Genomic DNA, 15,443 nt, shown 5'->3' on the forward strand with positions numbered 1-15,443 from the left:
CTGGGAACTATGACTTCTCCAGCTGCTCCCGCCGCTACGCCCGTAGCGGACAAATTGCCTGAGACACTAACGGAGCCCAACCTGCCGTGGATGTGCATTTGTTGGGACGATCCGGTGAACCTGATGAGCTATGTGACCTATGTCTTCCAGACGGTGCTGGGCTATTCGCGCAAGCGTGCCACCGAGCTGATGATGCAGGTGCACACCGAGGGGAAAGCCGTGGTGAGCTCCGGTGAACGGGACAAGGTTGAGGGGGACGTAAAGAAACTGCAGACCGCCGGGCTGTGGGCGACGATGCAGCGGGCGGACGGGTAGGCGTCAATAAGGAAGGAAGGAGCGAACATGCAGCCGTGGACGAAAAAGAATAGCTTGCTGCGCGGGACTCGTTTTCATACGCAGCTAGAGCCACTCGAACGCGAGATGCTAGGTGATTCGGCAGTGGCGGTTTCCGACAAGCTGATGGAGCGCGCTCGGACGGCGCCGAAGGACGAGCTGGCAGAGCTAACGGGCATGGCCAGCGGACATGCTGATGCGCCACGAGATCCGGGGTTGGCGCGGTTGCTGCCGAGCTTCTTCCGTGAGGGGGATGAAGAGGTCGAAGGGGATGCAGCCCTAACTCGTCAGCTGAACGAGACGGAAATCATCAAGTCGAAGCTGACGAACCTGCGCTTTGTGGTGGACTACCTGGGACCCAATGGTTCCGTAAATGTCTCGTTGACGCAGGATGAGGTTCAACCGTGGCTGAGTGCGATTAACGATATTCGCCTGTACCACTCGGCGCAGTTTGAGGAGTTCAAGAAGGACCTGATAGGCGAGGGCGAAAACTCCGACCAGGCAATGGCTGCGCAGAACTACCTGGATTGGCTGGGGTACCACCAAGACAATCTGCTTTCGGCGATGATGGGCGAACAATGAGTGTGGAACTCTTTGGCTGCACGCCCGGGCCCACAAATTCCTTAGCTGATGTAGCAGGCATTGGAGTGGGGCACGCCGTGTGCGAGGACGGTGCCGGCGATTCGGGCGTCACCATGATTGTTGCGCCGAAGTCCGCCACCGCCAGCGTTGATGTGCGGGGCGGTGGGCCGGGCACGCGGGAGACAGATCTTTTGGAGCCCCACAATACGGTGCAGGCCGTGCACGCTATTGGTCTTTGTGGTGGCTCTGCCTTTGGGCTTGACGCCCTCACGGGGGCGATGGCCGAATTAGAGCGCAGAGGAATTGGCTTCCCTGTGCTGGGGCCCGAGCACCCGGGCAAATTGGTGCCGATTGTGCCGGGCGCGGTGATTTTTGATCTGCTTCTGGGGCGCTGGGATTCTCGGCCGGATGCGGCTACGGGGGTTGTAGCGACGGCGGCGGCGCTGGAGGATGTGGTGACTGGCCGCGGAGCACAACGTAAAGTTATGCAGGCTGTGCAGGACGCGCAGGATGCACAAAATGGAAACGTCGGCGCGGGGCTGGGAGCCTCCGCGGGAGCGCTGAAGGGAGGCTTCGGGCAGGCCAGCGCAGTGTTGCCTGAGGGCACTGCGTTGGCGGGCACGACCGTGGCCGCGGGGGTTGTGGTGAACCCGCAGGGAGCTATCTTCGACCCCGCCACCGGCCTGCCGTGGGGAAGTGCTGCGGAACTGAACGGGGAGTTCGCCAGGTATGGGTTGGTCGATGGCCTGGTGGATGGTGAGCCGGTGGGGCCTGAGGGCGTCAATAGGCTAAAGAACAAGAATATGCTTGGCACGAAGATTACGGCTGACATGCTGGCGCCGAAGCTCAACACGACGATTGGTGTGGTGGCGACCGATGCGCCGCTGACGAAGGCGCAGGCGAAGAGGCTGGCACTGGTGGGGCATGACGGGATCGCGCGGGCTATACGGCCGGCGCACATGCCGATGGACGGCGATACGCTGTTTGTGATGGCGACAGCGGAGCACACAACCGTTGACGGCGTGGACGAAATTGGAATGAGCGTGCTCTCGGCGACGGCGGCGAATGTGGTGGAGCGGGCTATCGTGCACGCGGTGTTGGCAGCGGAGACGGCGTTCGGGGTGCAAAGTTGGTGCGACGTGGTTATGGGTAAGGAACGTGACTAAAATGATGGAACGCGCCGAGTTGGACGATGTGGTGACGCAGGCGAAAAACGCGCCGATTGGGGTTTTCGATTCCGGCGTGGGTGGGCTAACCGTGGCTCGAGCCATCGTGGACCAGCTACCGCACGAAAACCTGGTGTACATCGGCGACACAGCGAACTCGCCGTACGGGGATAAGCCGCTGGCGCGAGTCCGTGAGCTATCCATCGGGATTGCAGACACTTTAGCGGAACGTGGCTGCAAGATGATTGTGGTGGCGTGTAACTCTGCATCGTCAGCGTTTATCCGCGATGCACGGGAGAGGTATTCTGTGCCGGTGATCGAGGTGATCCTGCCTGCCGTGCGGCGAGCGGCAGCGGCGACCCGTAACGGCAAGATCGGTGTGATAGGAACACAGGCGACGGTAAACAGTATGTCTTACCAGGATCTTTTCTCGGCGATCCCGGGGGTGGAGGCGTATGCCCAGGCCTGCCCGCAGTTTGTGCCTTTTGTGGAGCGTGGCATAACCAGTGGGCGACAGTTGATGGGTCTGGCGGAGAACTACCTGGCGCCACTGAAGGCTAAGGGGGTGGATACGGTGGTGCTGGGGTGTACGCACTATCCGCTATTGACGGGAGTGGTGCAGTTGGTGATGGGGGACGACGTGACGCTGATTAACAGTGCTGAAGAAACAGCTAAGACCGTATATAGAACTTTGGCGGAGCGGAACTTGCTGGCGGACGAGAATCCTAGGCGTCAGGTTGAACTTTCCTTTGAATCAACGGGTGACCCGCAAAGGTTCGCGAAGCTGGCCGGGCGGTTTTTGGGGCCAGCAATTACTTCGGTATCGCAAATTCCAGAGATGGTGCGTTAGTAGAGGTAGCTATGGGAATTTTCGCAGCTTAGGGCATATGGGCGAGCTTGTGCTGTGATTCACTTTTATAAATATAGATTGACTGTGGGGTGAGGGGTAGTAGGCTTAAATATGTATGAGTGCTAACGGAGTTGAATTACGTTTCATTTTCCGGGTGTTCTGCTGAAACCTAGCTGAAAAATAGTTCAGGGTTGACCAAGTGCATTTCGTCTAACCCAGAGGGAAGTAAGGAATGGGTATGCGTTCTTCGAAACGTAAGTCCGGGTTGAAAAAGCAGTCCGTCAAGAGCGGTGCGGCGGTATCCGTCATCGCCCTGGCGCTGGGAGGCTTCGCGATCATGCCGGGGGCATGCGCGCGAGCAACAGTGCGATCCAGCCAGAACTGATGGCTGAAAACGTTCCCTACGCTGGTGGAATTCGTGGCGCCGATGGCAACGGGGCCATCGAGCCTGCGCAGCAGTTGGCCTCCGATATCGGTTCCGGCAGCTGTACGGTCAGTTTCAGTGGCCAGCAGGGAAGTAAAGGCGGCTTTAGTTTCGCTATCTTGGAACCGGCTAAGAGTTCCCCTAACAAGCGAGAATTTGGCGTAAACGTCAAAATGAACGGTTCTAAGGATAGAACTTGGCGCGACTTTTTCGTTAGCGGCAGTAATGGCAATCCTCCGGTGAATCTTCATGAGGTTGCTTCGGCGGCGCCGGGCGATAAAGTCGCTGGTGAGAGTGTCACCGATTCGAGCTCTTCAACGATGAATATTCATCGCCCGGGAGCGCGCGCCCCTATTACTGCACTTATTGAATCTGATTTAAACGGTGACGACATAGTCGCAGCTGCTTCTGAGAGCGGTGTGTCCTATGGTTGGAAAGATTCCTACACGCAGGACAATGACGACGCTACCAAGCAGATTTTCCGTAACTCCAACGCTGAAGTCTCGTTCAACCCATGGCCTAGTGAGAACGATAACTGTTCTGCGATCTCAGTTGACTGGGTCCCGAAGGAAAAGCTCGTCATTCGTCCTGGTGAGGAGCTCAAGGTCGGTCATATTAACGCTGATGCCAACTCCATGCCTCGTATGGTGGCGGAAGCTTATGATGCACAGGGAAAGTACATCGGTTCGAGCAACACCACCGCCTCTGGTGGCGAGCAGAAGCTGCGCATCGACGACAACGGCGACATCTTCTATACAGTGCCGAAGTACAAGGGCACGAAGCTGTCCTCGCAGCAGGGCACTCGATTCAGTGTGTTGGCTCAACCACGTACGGTTCAGCAGTTGCGTGACGCGATTCCTACTGATGATTTTGGTCAGGTCTTCGAGGAGTCCAATGGCCCAGAGCGCTACAGCAAACCCAACGTCATTTCGGGCCACCAGTGGAGCTTGGACGATACGCAGTTCCATGATCCGGAGTACAACCCTGCGCAGCAGACCATACTTTCGGGTGTTGATAGCGAAAGCGGTCCCGTTGCAACGGGACCACAGTCGGTGACCTTCCAGCAGACTGGTGACAAGATTGCGGATCTGATGAAGTCCCGCGATGAGGGCGGCGTTGAAGCCGAAGTCAAGCTGGATAACCGATACGTCTACACCGGCTGGAAAGCCACCCTGGACCCAAACACTCACGAGGTTACGGTAACTGCCCCGCCGAACCCCGCCCCGGGCACTTTCGCGCAGCCGCGCGTCATCGTGACGTACACGAACGGCTCCCAGGACATTATTCCGCTGCTCGTTGTTGTTGACCCGAACAATACCCAAGTTACAAACCTCACTGGCCCGGGCTTGGTACAGGGCGCAGCCGGTAAGCCGATGACCGGAAGCATTGACTTTGCGCCTGCTATGGAAGGTCATGACCCGGTCAAGCCAACCAGCTTTGACGTTGATCCGGATACCGTTCCGGACGGCTGGAAGGTTGAGGTCAAGGACGACGGCACAATTACGGTGACTGCCACCTCACCTGAGGATGCCGCGAATAACTCCAAGATCACCCCGAAGATTACAGCGCATTACCCAGACGGAACCACGGATACGGTAGAGGCCACCTTCCAGGTCACCAACAACGTCAAGGTTCCGGACTACACCGCTGTGACCGGCAAGGCGAAGGAAGAAGTCAAACTTCAGCCTGCCATGCCCAAGATCGGCCTGGGCGGCAATGCCGATGACGAAGAGCCGAACCGCTACACCTTCCCCGATGGTTCTTTGGAATACAAGACCGGTGACTGGACCGTCACCATTGACGAGAACACTGGCGAGCTGACCTCTACCATCCCGGACAACGCACTTCCGGGCGCTCAGATCACCGTTCCGGTCAAGGTCTATTACAAGAGCGGCGCGAACCCGCAGATCACCACCGGTGCAATCAACGTTATTGGTGATGGCACCGGCGAAGATGCTGCCTCATACCCGCCGCAGGTAACGAAGGCCGGCGCACCGGTGAGCTCGGAGATTAAGACGCAGTTGTCCGATCCGAAGCTTGGAAAATACAAGTTGCCGGATAAGCTGCCACCGAACTGGACATTCTCCATCGACGAGAACGGCACCGTCACTGCCACCCCGGATGAGAGTGTTCCCAACGGATCGACTGTGTCCATTCCCGTGGAGGTCACCTACCCGGACGGTTCCACCGCAAAGGTCCCGGCTGACTTCACAGTCGTGGATTCCTATTCGAGCGCTAACAGCCCGTCGTACCCGACGGTGACTGGTAAGCCAGGAACGTCCGTTACGAGCACCGTCAACCGCGCGCACCTGAGTGATGCTGCCGAACCTAAGTTCTCCATCATCACTGACCCGAACGATCCTTCTTACGTTGCGCCTCCGCGTAACCTGAAGTGGGAGGACGTCAAGATCGACCCGGATACCGGTGACATCATCACCCCGATTGGCCCGAATGCCCTGCCGGGTTCCTCGGCCGACATCCCAGTCCGCGTCACGTACAAGGACGGCTCCTCGAACACCACCATCGCTACCGTTGTGGTGGTTGCAAGGCAGAACCAGGTGCACGAGCCACAATACAGGTTGCAGACCACCACTCCGGGCCAGGCAGTTGACTCTCTCATTACCGATGAGACGAAGGTTCCCGAGCGCGACCTCGATGCTGACCCATCGAAGCGTTACAGCGTTCCGGAGGACGTTTCCGGCTGGAAGGTCACGGTAGATGAAAACGGTAAGGTGACGGCCACGGCTCCTGAGAACGCTAAGCCGGGCGACGGCGTCGACGTTCCGGTCACGGTGACGTACCTCGATGGATCCACCGACACTGTCATGGCGCCTTTCACGGTGAAGTCCCAGCAGAAGGATATTAACGAGCCGGTCTACCAGGTGGAGTCCACCAAGCCTGGTACTGAGGTCAAGCGCCCCATCAACTTGAACAACGCGCCGGATAAGTCGACCTTCTCCTTCGGAGATAACGAAGACGGCAACCCCAAGACCGAGACCACGGTTGACGGCTGGACTTACAAGGTTGATCCGCGCACAGGTGAGGTGGCAGTAACGCCGCCGGCTGATGCGAAGCCAGGCGACAAGCACATCCACAATGTGACAGTCACCTATCCGGACGGTTCCACCGATCAGATTCCTGTTGGCACCGTGGTTAATCTAACGAATAACTACGAGGCTGAGCCGTCTTACCCGGCGGCAACCATCTATCCGGGTGATACGGTGACCGCTCCGCTGGATCTGAACTTGGCTGAGGGCATCCAGCTCGCAGCACCGGAGAAGAAGCCATTCCGCATCAATCCGACGGACAGCATGGAGCTGACCGGCAAGTTGAATGATGCTGGTAACCCGACCTATTTCTACACGACCGCAAACGGCAAGTGGATTGTTGGCCTTGACAAGGATGGCAACGTCGTCGCTACGGCCCCGGAGACCGCAAAGCCAGGCGATCTGGTTGACGTTCCGGTTATCGTGACGTATTCGGACGGTTCAAAGGACACTGTCACTGCGCCGATCAACGTCAAGGAAGCTCCGACCCGCGAGGTTCCGTTCGATGTCGAGTACAAGTACGACGACACGGTCCCGCAGGGCACCTACAAGGTGGAGAAGGAAGGCGAGCCGGGTGCTGAGTCCCAGACTCGCGATGGCGAGTGGAAGCAAACCAAGGCACCGGTCAACGAGATCGTCGTCATCGGCACTAAGCCTGCCAAGGCTTCCGATGAAATGACCTGGACCATGCAGACTGGTTTCGACACCATTACTCGTCCGAACCCGCAGCTGAAGCCGGGTGAGGTCAAGGTTGTCCAGGAGGGCGAGCCAGGCGAGCGCACCATTTCGGTGAAGTTCGATGCAACTATCGAGCAAGGTGGTGTTCCGAATGTGAAGACTACCTCCGACACCGTCACCAAGGACCCGAAGCCACGCATCGTGGAATACGGTCCAGGCCTTGAAGATCAGGAACTGACCTTCACCGACAAGAACCGCATCCCGTTCGAGACCGAGATCGTCTATGACTCGACGCTGAAGGCCGGCGAACAGGTTGTGGCCCAGAAGGGTGCAGAAGGCGAAGAGACCGTCACGACAACGCAGAAGCTTGTCGACGGCAAGCCGTCCGGCGATCCGGTCGTCACCAAGGAACAGACCAAGGCGCCGGTCAAGCAGATCATCCGCGTGGGTGGCAAGACCGAGGGTCAGACCTCCAACTCGGTTGAGACCGAGGTTCCGTTCGGCGTGAAGATTGAGTACGACCCGACGATTCCTGCAGGCGAGTCCAAGGTGGTTACTGAGGGCAAGCCGGGTAAAAAGACCATCACCGTGACCCAGAAGGTCACCAACTCCAACCCGGATGGCGAGGCCACCGTGGAGGAGAAGGTTACCGAGCAGCCGGTGGACCAGGTCATCAAGGTCGGCACCAAGCAGGCTACTGCCACCGATAAGGTGGAGTGGACCGAACCGATTCCATTCAGCACCACCGTACGCCCGAACCCGGATCTCGCTCCTGGCGAAACCAAGGTGGTTCAGGAAGGCAAGAATGGTGAGGCGTCTTACACGGCTACCTTTACCGGTACGAACGGTGAGGCGAACGTCACTGAGTCGAAGGCTCGTACTGAACCAGTCGAGCGCATCGTCGAGTACGGCCCGCAGGCCGAGGACACCACCGTGGTGACCAAGACCGAGAAGCCTGTCCCGTTCGAGACCGAAATCGTCTTTGATGATTCTTTGAAGGCGGGCGAGCAGGTCGTCGATAAGCAAGGCGAACTCGGTGCCGAGGTTGAGACCTCCACTCAGAAGATTGTGGACGGCAAGCCATCTGGCGAGCCGACCGTAACCACTGAGCGCACTAAGGAGCCGACCAACGCGGTCATCCGTGTGGGAACCAAGACCACTGGTGAAAATGTGACCGAGTCTGAGGTTGCAGTTCCGTTCGAGACCGAGATTCAGTTCGACGATTCCCTGCCTGCTGGCACCCAGGAGACCGTCCAGGAGGGCAAGCCGGGCAAGGATAAGGTCACCACGACCCAGACCATCGAGAATTCGAAGGTTACGGGAACAAAGACCACGACTGAACGTGTTGAGGAGCCGGTTAAGAAGATCATCAAGGTCGGCACCAAGGGTGAGACCACCTCTAAGACCGTTGAGTGGACTGAAAGCACCCCGTTCGAGGTTGAGGTTCGCGAGAATCCTGAGCTCAAGGCCGGTGAGACGAAGGTTGTTCAGGAGGGCAAGCCGGGCGAGGTCAAGCACACCGTCACGGTGACTTCCGACAACGGCGAGATCACCACGGACGACTCGACTGAGACCGTCAGCGAGCCGACCAAGCAGATCATCGAGGTTGGTACCGCACCTTCCCAGACTGAGCTGAGCGATAAGCACACCGAGCAGCTGCCGTTTGAGACGCTCATTGAGGTTGATCCGAACCTCGAGGCCGGCAAGGTCATTGAGGACCAGGCAGGTTCCTTCGGTGAGAAGGAAGTAACCAAGGTTTGGAAGCTGAAGGATGGTGTAGCCGTAGGCGACCCGGAGACGACTGAGAACGTCAACAAGGAGCCGACCCCGCGTAAGCTGCGTGTTGGTAGCAAGGTTGTAACCGAGACCGTCACCGAGACTCAAGAAGTTCCAGTCGAAATCGATCGCGGCTTCTATGGCGTAGAGCTGACCGAACCTGGTGTTCCGGCTTCTCAGGACATCAAGGACGGTACTGAGGGCAACACCTATGAAATCGGCGAACTCCCAGCTGGTTGGACTGCAACCGTGGACGACAACGGCACGGTAACGGCCACGCCACCTGCCGACGCTAAGTCTGGCGCCTACGCCGAGATTCCGGTGACAATCACCCCGAAGGACGGAAAGCCGTACACCGCACGTGCAGTGTTCATCGTCAAGGAGAACCAGCCGGTTGATCCGACTGAGCCGACCGATCCTGAGGTCATCCCGGCACCGACGTACAACCCGGCTGTGATCAAGGCTGGCGACACCCAGAAGGTCGATATCAACTACGGCCACACCGATGGCAACACCTACGGGTTGGGTGCCGTGCCGGCTGGCTGGGGCGTCGAGATTGATCCGTCGACGGGTGAGCTGTCGGTTACCCCTCCTGCGGATACCCCGAGCGGTACCATCCAGGAGATTCCGGTAACCGTTACTACCAAGGACGGCAAGACCTTCAACGTCAAGACCGTCATCGGCGTCATAAGTGACAACTGTGGTTGCAAGCCGGTTGAGCCAAACGATCCAACGGAGCCGACGGATCCGACCAAGCCCACGGACCCGACCAAGCCGACGAACCCGACGGACCCGACCAAGCCGACGGACCCGACCAAGCCGACGGACCCGACGGACCCGACCAAGCCCACGGACCCGACGGATCCGACCAAGCCGGTTGATCCGGAAGATCCCTCTGGCTCCGACGTTCCGTCCGGTTCGGATAATTTCTGGCCGTACTTGCCGGGCATCGTAGGCTCTTTGGCCCTCGGCGGCCTGGTCGGTAGCCACGGTTCCAACGGTGGTGCCCCGAGCGGCTCTACCTCGGGTGACCGCACTCCGGGCGTCCTGGGTAACACCCCGGGCGAGCAGAAGCCAGGTACCCCGAACAAGCCGAACAAGCCGGGCACCAGCACGCCGAAGTCCAAGGGCGGAAAGACTACCGTCACTACGGACAAGGCCGGTTCTGGTAAATCCAGCAGCAACGGAAACTCCGGCACCGGTTCCATGGATCGCGCCCAGATCGAAGCTCAGAAGCAGGCCAACCGCCCGCAGATGAGCACCCTCGCATCCACGGGCGCGAACGTGATCGGCGTGTTCGCAGTCGGACTGGCACTGATTCTCGGCGCTATCCCGCTGCTGCGTCACCGCCGCCGCGACGAAGAGGCATAAACGCCTCCTAGCGAGGGCACTTGAGTGACACTTGTCACGAAGGGCGATCACCGACACCACGGTGGTCGCCCTTTTCCCGCATTTACCACCGCTTCGTGGCACAATTGCAATTTATGGAGTTGGTAGTGCTGGGATGTTCCGGAAGCGTCGAAGGGCCCGATAGCGCAGCGTCGGGCTACATAATCCGCAACACAACACCCAACGCTGAGGCCAACAGCGCGAACACCAACCCCGGGACAATAACCAGCGAAGGCACCAGCGAAGGCGGCGACCTCCTTCTCGACTGTGGCCCCGGCGTACTCAGTGCAATGCAACGCGCCGAAGGGATTGACCCCTCCGCCTGCCACGTCGCCTTTAGCCACATGCACGCCGACCATTGCCTAGACTTCCCCTCGTTGCTGGTCTGGCGCCGATTCCACCCCACCGCGCCCGCCCCACACCGCCACCAGCTGCTGGGCCCCACCATTGCCCGCCGTCACCTCTCCGCCGCCGGTGCCGACGCACCCGACCAGCCCGACGACTTCACCGATACCTTCGACATCAACGTTTACAAGGTAGGCGAGGGTCTTTTTGACGCCACCACGTACCCAGCCCACCCCATCGGTCCCTTCACCTTGTACGCCGCCACCGCCGTACACCCCACAGAGGCCTACCTGCTGCGCGTGGAGGACAACGCGGGGCACTCCCTGGTCTACTCCGGGGACACTGCCTGGACTGACAACCTGGCCCACATCGCAGCGGGAGCGGATGTATTTCTGTGCGAAGCCACGTGGGGAGAGAACTCCGAAGGGCAGCCCACCGGCATGCATATCTCCGGCGAAGATGCAGGCCGTGCCGCCCAGACCGCTGGTGCGGGCAAACTGGTGCTCACCCACATCCCGCCGTGGGGAGACACAGACGCAGCCGTGCGTGGCGCGGCCCGCCACTACGGCGGGGAGATCCTGGTCGCTCGCCCGGGTATGCGCTTGACCATCGGCGAGTAGCGTGTCTGGGAAGGCTAGTAAACTTAAGCCCCATGACTAAGACCAACGAAGATAAGCCCACCACAAGCAACTTCACCCGCGCTGACGGTCGCGCCACCAATGAACTTCGCCCGGTGCGCATCACTCGCGGATTCACCAGCAACCCCGCAGGTAGCGTGTTGGTGGAATTTGGCAACACCCGCGTGATGTGCACCGCCAGCGTCGAGGAAGGCGTGCCACGCTTCAAGAAAGACTCGGGCGAGGGCTGGCTGACCGCCGAGTACGCCATGCTGCCGGCCTCTACCCACGAGCGTATGCCCCGCGAGTCCATGAAGGGCAAAGTCAAGGGACGTACCCAGGAAATCTCCCGCCTTGTCGGCCGTGCACTACGCGCCGCCGTGGATCTGAAGGAGCTGGGAGAAAACACAGTCAATATCGACTGCGATGTTCTGCAGGCCGACGGTGGTACTCGCACCGCAGCCATCACTGGCGCATATGTGGCGCTGGCTGATGCTTTGGCGGTGTTGCAAGCGAGGGGCGTCGTACCCGGGCAACCGCTTCGCGCACCTGTCGCGGCAGTCTCCGTGGGCATCATCGACGGTGTGCCGTGCCTCGACTTGCCGTACGAGGAAGACTCGCGGGCGGACGTGGATATGAATGTGGCAATGACGGCCGAGGGGCGCTTCGTGGAAATCCAGGGAACCGGCGAGAACGCGGAGTTTACTCGCGAGGAGCTAAATACCCTCCTTGACCTGGCCGAGGGCGGTCTGCGCGAACTCATTGAGGCGCAGCGAGCTGCGCTGGCGCAGGAGCTCTAAGGAATTGCTCTAAAGGATACGACAAGCGACAGGGGAGGAGTAGCCATGCGAGTACTGGTTGCCTCAAGGAATAAAAAGAAGCTGGCCGAGCTGAACCGCATGCTGGAAGCGGCAAACGTAACCGGCGTCGAACTAGTGGGGCTGGGTGATGTGCCGGAATACCCAGAGACCCCGGAGACCGGCGCGACGTTCGCGGACAACGCGCGAATCAAGACTAACGACGGCGTGCGGCACGCGGGCCTGCCAACCATCGCGGATGATTCCGGGCTGGCCGTGGATGCGCTCAATGGGATGCCAGGAGTGCTGAGCGCCCGCTGGTCCGGTGGTCATGGCGACGACAAAGCAAACAATGACCTTCTGTTGGCGCATATGGGCGATGTGCCGGACGAGCGGCGCGGGGCGCATTTCGTATCCGCCTGCATGCTGCAACTACCCGCTGAAGTGGCGGCCGAGCGTGGCATGGAGACCGAATACGCTGTGGAAGGTCGCTGGTACGGGCGCGTGCTGCGCGCCGAGCAGGGTGAGGGTGGTTTCGGCTATGACCCGTTGTTCGCACCCGACGAGTTGCCAGTGGGCCAGGAACAAGAGCTAGCGGGCAAGTCTGCGGGCGAACTAACGGCGGAGCAGAAGGATGCGGTTTCCCACCGCGGTAAAGCCCTGCGTCAACTGGTGGAAATCCTGGCGCAACTAGCGGATTAAAGTTCCGCAAAGATGTAGCCTCGCCCGTCACGGAAGCGGGGTTAAGCCACGTATGATGGGGCAAGGCACAAGCCCGAACAACTAACTAGTGAAAGGACTCCTCCGCGTGACCGCCCCCGGCACTGACAGCGACCAGGCCACCTTCAGCCCCACCAGCCCCAGCGGCATTGTGGCCGGATCGCAAGCTGACCTCAGTTGGCTGGAGGACGTCTACAAATTCTTCCACCAGCACCCTGAGCTCTCGGGCGCAGAGGAAGTGACCGCACAGACGATCGCCAAGGAATTGGAAGCCTTCCCGAACTGGGAGATCACAACCAAAATCGGCGGCTACGGCATCACCGCTGTGCTGGAAAACGGCGAAGGGCCGACGGTGCTGATGCGCGCCGATTTCGATGGCCTGCCCGTAGCGGAGAAAACCGGCGTGGACTATGCCTCCACTTATTCGCAGCTCAACGCCTCCGGTGAGCGCGTGGCCACCATGCACGCCTGTGGCCACGACCAGCACACCACCAGCCTTTTAGGGGCCATGCGCATTCTCGACGAAGAACGCGCACACTGGTCCGGTACGGTCGTGGCACTGTTCCAACCGGCGGAAGAGGCGTCAATCGGTGCGCACAAGATGGTCTCCGACGGTTTGGGGCGCATCATTCCCCGCCCCGATGTATGCCTGGCACAGCACATTGTGGCCGGGCCAGCGGGGCATGTGTACTCCGCGCCGGGGCCGGTGATGACTTCCTCCACCACTATCGAAATCACTCTCTATGGCCGCGGCGCGCATGCTTCCATGCCGCACCGATCTGTGGATCCGGTGGTGCTGGCGGCGTCGACAGTGATGAAGCTGCAGACGATTGTTTCCCGCGAGGTTCCACCGAATAAATTCGCTGTGATCACCGTCGCCTCGGTGGAAGCTGGCAAGGCAAATAACGTGATCCCGGATTCCGCGAAAATCTCCCTTTCCTGCCGCTTCTACGACGAGGAGCTGCGCCAAAAGTGCGTGGATGCGATCAAGCGCGTGGTACGCGCCGAGGCCATGGGAGCCGGCGCCGACCGCGAGCCGGATTTCAAATTCGTCGGCCTGCTTGGCGCTACCGACAACGCCCCCGAGGTCTATGACGTCGTCCGCCCCCACTTCGACAGCTCCTTCGGCGAGGATTCCCTAGAGATGGAGCCCTGGACCGCCTCCGAGGACTTCTCCGTGATCCCGAAGTCCTTTGGCTGCCCCTACATGCTGTGGACCATCGGCATTACCCCACGCCGCCAGTGGCAGCGTGCCGAGGCCGCTGGGCGGTTGGATATCGACATCCCAACCAACCACAACCCGGGTTTCCTGCCGGACCTTTCCACCCTCCAAGTCTCTACGCGCGCGGCTGCGATCGCGATCCTGGCGTGCCTGCAATCCGAGTGGGAGAAGCCGGAGGCCGAGCCACACGCCATGGGTGCGCCCGTGCCTACCGATGAGGAGATCGACGCAGTCGCCGTGGAGACCTCGCTGGTCGAGTAGCCGCGCATTGCGTTGGGTACGCACCGTACCGCGCAGCATGCACCCGGAAGCTAGTCCAGCTGGAAAGCGGCCTTAACTTCCTCGCGGCGCTTCTTCTCCACGACGAAGCTCAGGAAAGGTACCACGCCCGCGAGCATTGTGGTCAGCCACTTCGTGGGCTCCCAGCGGGCCTTCGTGCCCAGATCCAGGCAGCAGATCACGTAGATCATAAACACCACGCCATGCGCCGGACCGATATAGCTGAACCACTCCGGGGTGTTGTCATTGCCCAGGACAAGGTACTTAAAGATCATCTCGGCCACCAGAATCAGCAGCCAGATACCGGTCACGACCGCCGCCACGGAGTACACCTTCAGCGACTTCGCCACCCGCGCGCGACGCTCCGGGTGAATCGCCGTCGTCTGCTCGTTGCTCATTGCTTAGCGTCCCTCTTTCTTTGCTTCTTGTTCGTTACTGTCGCTGCCGTCACTACCGGCATTGCCCTCGTACGCCCCGTTGTGTGACGCCCTCATACGCGCCTGCTTACGCCTATCATCCACGAAGACGTCTTCGGCTCCTTCAGCCTGCAGGAAGTCCTGCGGTACCTCGGTGATTTCATCAGTCGGCTGAGTAGGAGCAGCAGGGGAGATGTCGCCCTGCAGCCGCTCCTTTTCGTATTGGATGTACTTGCGGTACGCCACGACGAAGAAGATGCCAAAGATTGGCCACTGGATGGCATATCCCAAGTTCTGGAAGCTACCGCCATTAGATTGCCAACGGCTCCACTGCCACCACGCCAGCAGCAAGGTGGCGATCACCGCGAGCACTAGGAAGATGATTTGAATAATGCGAACGCGCAGCGGAAACGGGTGAGTTGTTTCGTCTACCTCGGAGTGTTCGTTCACAGAGCCACATTCTACCCGTCAGGGCTGTGCCACCTAATCCATTTAATCCACCTAATTTCTTTTTATGCTGGCTCGCTTGCTAGCATAAAAGGGGAAGCGCGGTTATCCGCGTTCTTTTTGCGCCTGTGGCGGAATTGGCAGACGCGCTGGATTTAGGTTCCAGTGTCTTATGACGTGGGAGTTCAAGTCTCCCCAGGCGCACAAACTCTTACAGCCCCGCTTGACTGAACTGGCCCCCGAAAGTTGGACTGGTTTAATTCTAGGCGGTTAGGGCTTCAAGGGTCTGATTCCGATATTGCATCGGGGTCAGGCCCTTGAGTCGTTGTTGGACGCGTTCGGTGTTGTACCACCC

Annotated in this window: 13 protein-coding genes and 1 tRNA gene; 11 read left to right on the forward strand and 3 right to left on the reverse strand. The window is 59.7% G+C overall.

Annotation, left to right across the window (positions count from 1 at the left end; all coding sequences use genetic code 11):
- Positions 1–9 precede the first annotated feature (9 nt).
- From clpS to AC05K6_RS09770, 10 genes are all read left to right on the forward strand, one after another.
- A complete protein-coding gene (gene clpS, locus AC05K6_RS09725; RefSeq protein WP_011273166.1) occupies positions 10–315 on the forward strand; it encodes an ATP-dependent Clp protease adapter ClpS in 306 nt (101 codons plus the stop codon).
- A 27-nt stretch (positions 316–342) separates the two neighbouring features.
- Positions 343–915 (forward strand): DUF2017 domain-containing protein, encoded by a 573-nt coding sequence (locus tag AC05K6_RS09730; protein ID WP_476728430.1) that lies wholly within the window; start codon positions 343–345, stop codon positions 913–915.
- Entirely contained in the window at positions 912–2,081 is a 1,170-nt protein-coding gene (locus AC05K6_RS09735; RefSeq protein WP_476728431.1) for a P1 family peptidase, read from the forward strand. The genes AC05K6_RS09730 and AC05K6_RS09735 overlap by 4 nt, the downstream gene beginning before the upstream one ends.
- 1 nt (position 2,082) lies before the next feature.
- Positions 2,083–2,931, forward strand: a complete 849-nt coding sequence (murI, locus tag AC05K6_RS09740) for a glutamate racemase (protein ID WP_293791935.1) — start codon at positions 2,083–2,085, stop codon at positions 2,929–2,931.
- A gap of 238 nt (positions 2,932–3,169) precedes the next feature.
- A complete protein-coding gene (locus tag AC05K6_RS09745; protein WP_476728432.1) occupies positions 3,170–3,316 on the forward strand; it encodes a hypothetical protein in 147 nt (48 codons plus the stop codon).
- On the forward strand, positions 3,316–10,227 hold the full coding sequence (locus AC05K6_RS09750; RefSeq protein ID WP_476728433.1) for a G5 domain-containing protein: 6,912 nt from the start codon (positions 3,316–3,318) through the stop codon (positions 10,225–10,227). Before AC05K6_RS09745 ends, AC05K6_RS09750 begins: the two co-directional genes overlap by 1 nt.
- Positions 10,228–10,340: 113 nt before the next feature.
- Positions 10,341–11,210, forward strand: coding sequence for an MBL fold metallo-hydrolase (locus AC05K6_RS09755; RefSeq protein ID WP_293791934.1), 870 nt, complete (start codon positions 10,341–10,343; stop codon positions 11,208–11,210).
- Positions 11,211–11,242: 32 nt separating this feature from the next.
- Entirely contained in the window at positions 11,243–12,007 is a 765-nt protein-coding gene (gene rph, locus AC05K6_RS09760; protein WP_293791856.1) for a ribonuclease PH, read from the forward strand.
- A gap of 45 nt (positions 12,008–12,052) precedes the next feature.
- Positions 12,053–12,706 carry a non-canonical purine NTP pyrophosphatase gene (locus tag AC05K6_RS09765; protein ID WP_476728434.1) on the forward strand — a complete coding sequence of 218 codons (654 nt, stop codon included), beginning with the start codon at positions 12,053–12,055 and terminating at the stop codon, positions 12,704–12,706.
- Between the two features lie 106 nt (positions 12,707–12,812).
- Entirely contained in the window at positions 12,813–14,207 is a 1,395-nt protein-coding gene (locus AC05K6_RS09770; RefSeq protein WP_293791854.1) for an amidohydrolase, read from the forward strand.
- 50 nt (positions 14,208–14,257) lie between these two features.
- Here the strand turns inward: AC05K6_RS09770 and AC05K6_RS09775 are convergent, their stop codons facing one another.
- Together AC05K6_RS09775 and AC05K6_RS09780 are read right to left on the reverse strand one after the other, a co-directional pair.
- Positions 14,258–14,623, reverse strand: a complete 366-nt coding sequence (locus AC05K6_RS09775; RefSeq protein ID WP_293791852.1) for a DUF3817 domain-containing protein — start codon at positions 14,621–14,623, stop codon at positions 14,258–14,260.
- A gap of 3 nt (positions 14,624–14,626) precedes the next feature.
- A complete protein-coding gene (locus AC05K6_RS09780; RefSeq protein ID WP_293791850.1) occupies positions 14,627–15,091 on the reverse strand; it encodes a hypothetical protein in 465 nt (154 codons plus the stop codon).
- A gap of 119 nt (positions 15,092–15,210) precedes the next feature.
- Between AC05K6_RS09780 and AC05K6_RS09785 the strand changes: the two genes are divergently transcribed.
- A tRNA-Leu gene (locus AC05K6_RS09785) sits at positions 15,211–15,292 on the forward strand.
- A gap of 58 nt (positions 15,293–15,350) precedes the next feature.
- On the opposite strand, the gene AC05K6_RS09790 is transcribed toward AC05K6_RS09785, so the two are convergent.
- The coding region (locus tag AC05K6_RS09790) for an IS3 family transposase (protein WP_448303550.1) at positions 15,351–15,443 on the reverse strand (93 nt) is incomplete at its 5' end.

This window comes from Corynebacterium sp. TUM25020 (genome assembly GCF_056388495.1).

Bases quoted from the DNA above. Each gene is read 5' to 3' on its own strand.
- clpS (WP_011273166.1), top strand. From the start codon at position 10: ATGACTTCTCCAGCTGCTCCCGCCGCTACGCCCGTAGCGGACAAATTG.
- AC05K6_RS09730 (WP_476728430.1), top strand. From the start codon at position 343: ATGCAGCCGTGGACGAAAAAGAATAGCTTGCTGCGCGGGACTCGTTTT.
- AC05K6_RS09735 (WP_476728431.1), top strand. From the start codon at position 912: ATGAGTGTGGAACTCTTTGGCTGCACGCCCGGGCCCACAAATTCCTTA.
- murI (WP_293791935.1), top strand. From the start codon at position 2,083: ATGATGGAACGCGCCGAGTTGGACGATGTGGTGACGCAGGCGAAAAAC.
- AC05K6_RS09745 (WP_476728432.1), top strand. From the start codon at position 3,170: ATGCGTTCTTCGAAACGTAAGTCCGGGTTGAAAAAGCAGTCCGTCAAG.
- AC05K6_RS09750 (WP_476728433.1), top strand. From the start codon at position 3,316: ATGGCTGAAAACGTTCCCTACGCTGGTGGAATTCGTGGCGCCGATGGC.
- AC05K6_RS09755 (WP_293791934.1), top strand. From the start codon at position 10,341: ATGGAGTTGGTAGTGCTGGGATGTTCCGGAAGCGTCGAAGGGCCCGAT.
- rph (WP_293791856.1), top strand. From the start codon at position 11,243: ATGACTAAGACCAACGAAGATAAGCCCACCACAAGCAACTTCACCCGC.
- AC05K6_RS09765 (WP_476728434.1), top strand. From the start codon at position 12,053: ATGCGAGTACTGGTTGCCTCAAGGAATAAAAAGAAGCTGGCCGAGCTG.
- AC05K6_RS09775 (WP_293791852.1), bottom strand. From the start codon at position 14,623: ATGAGCAACGAGCAGACGACGGCGATTCACCCGGAGCGTCGCGCGCGG.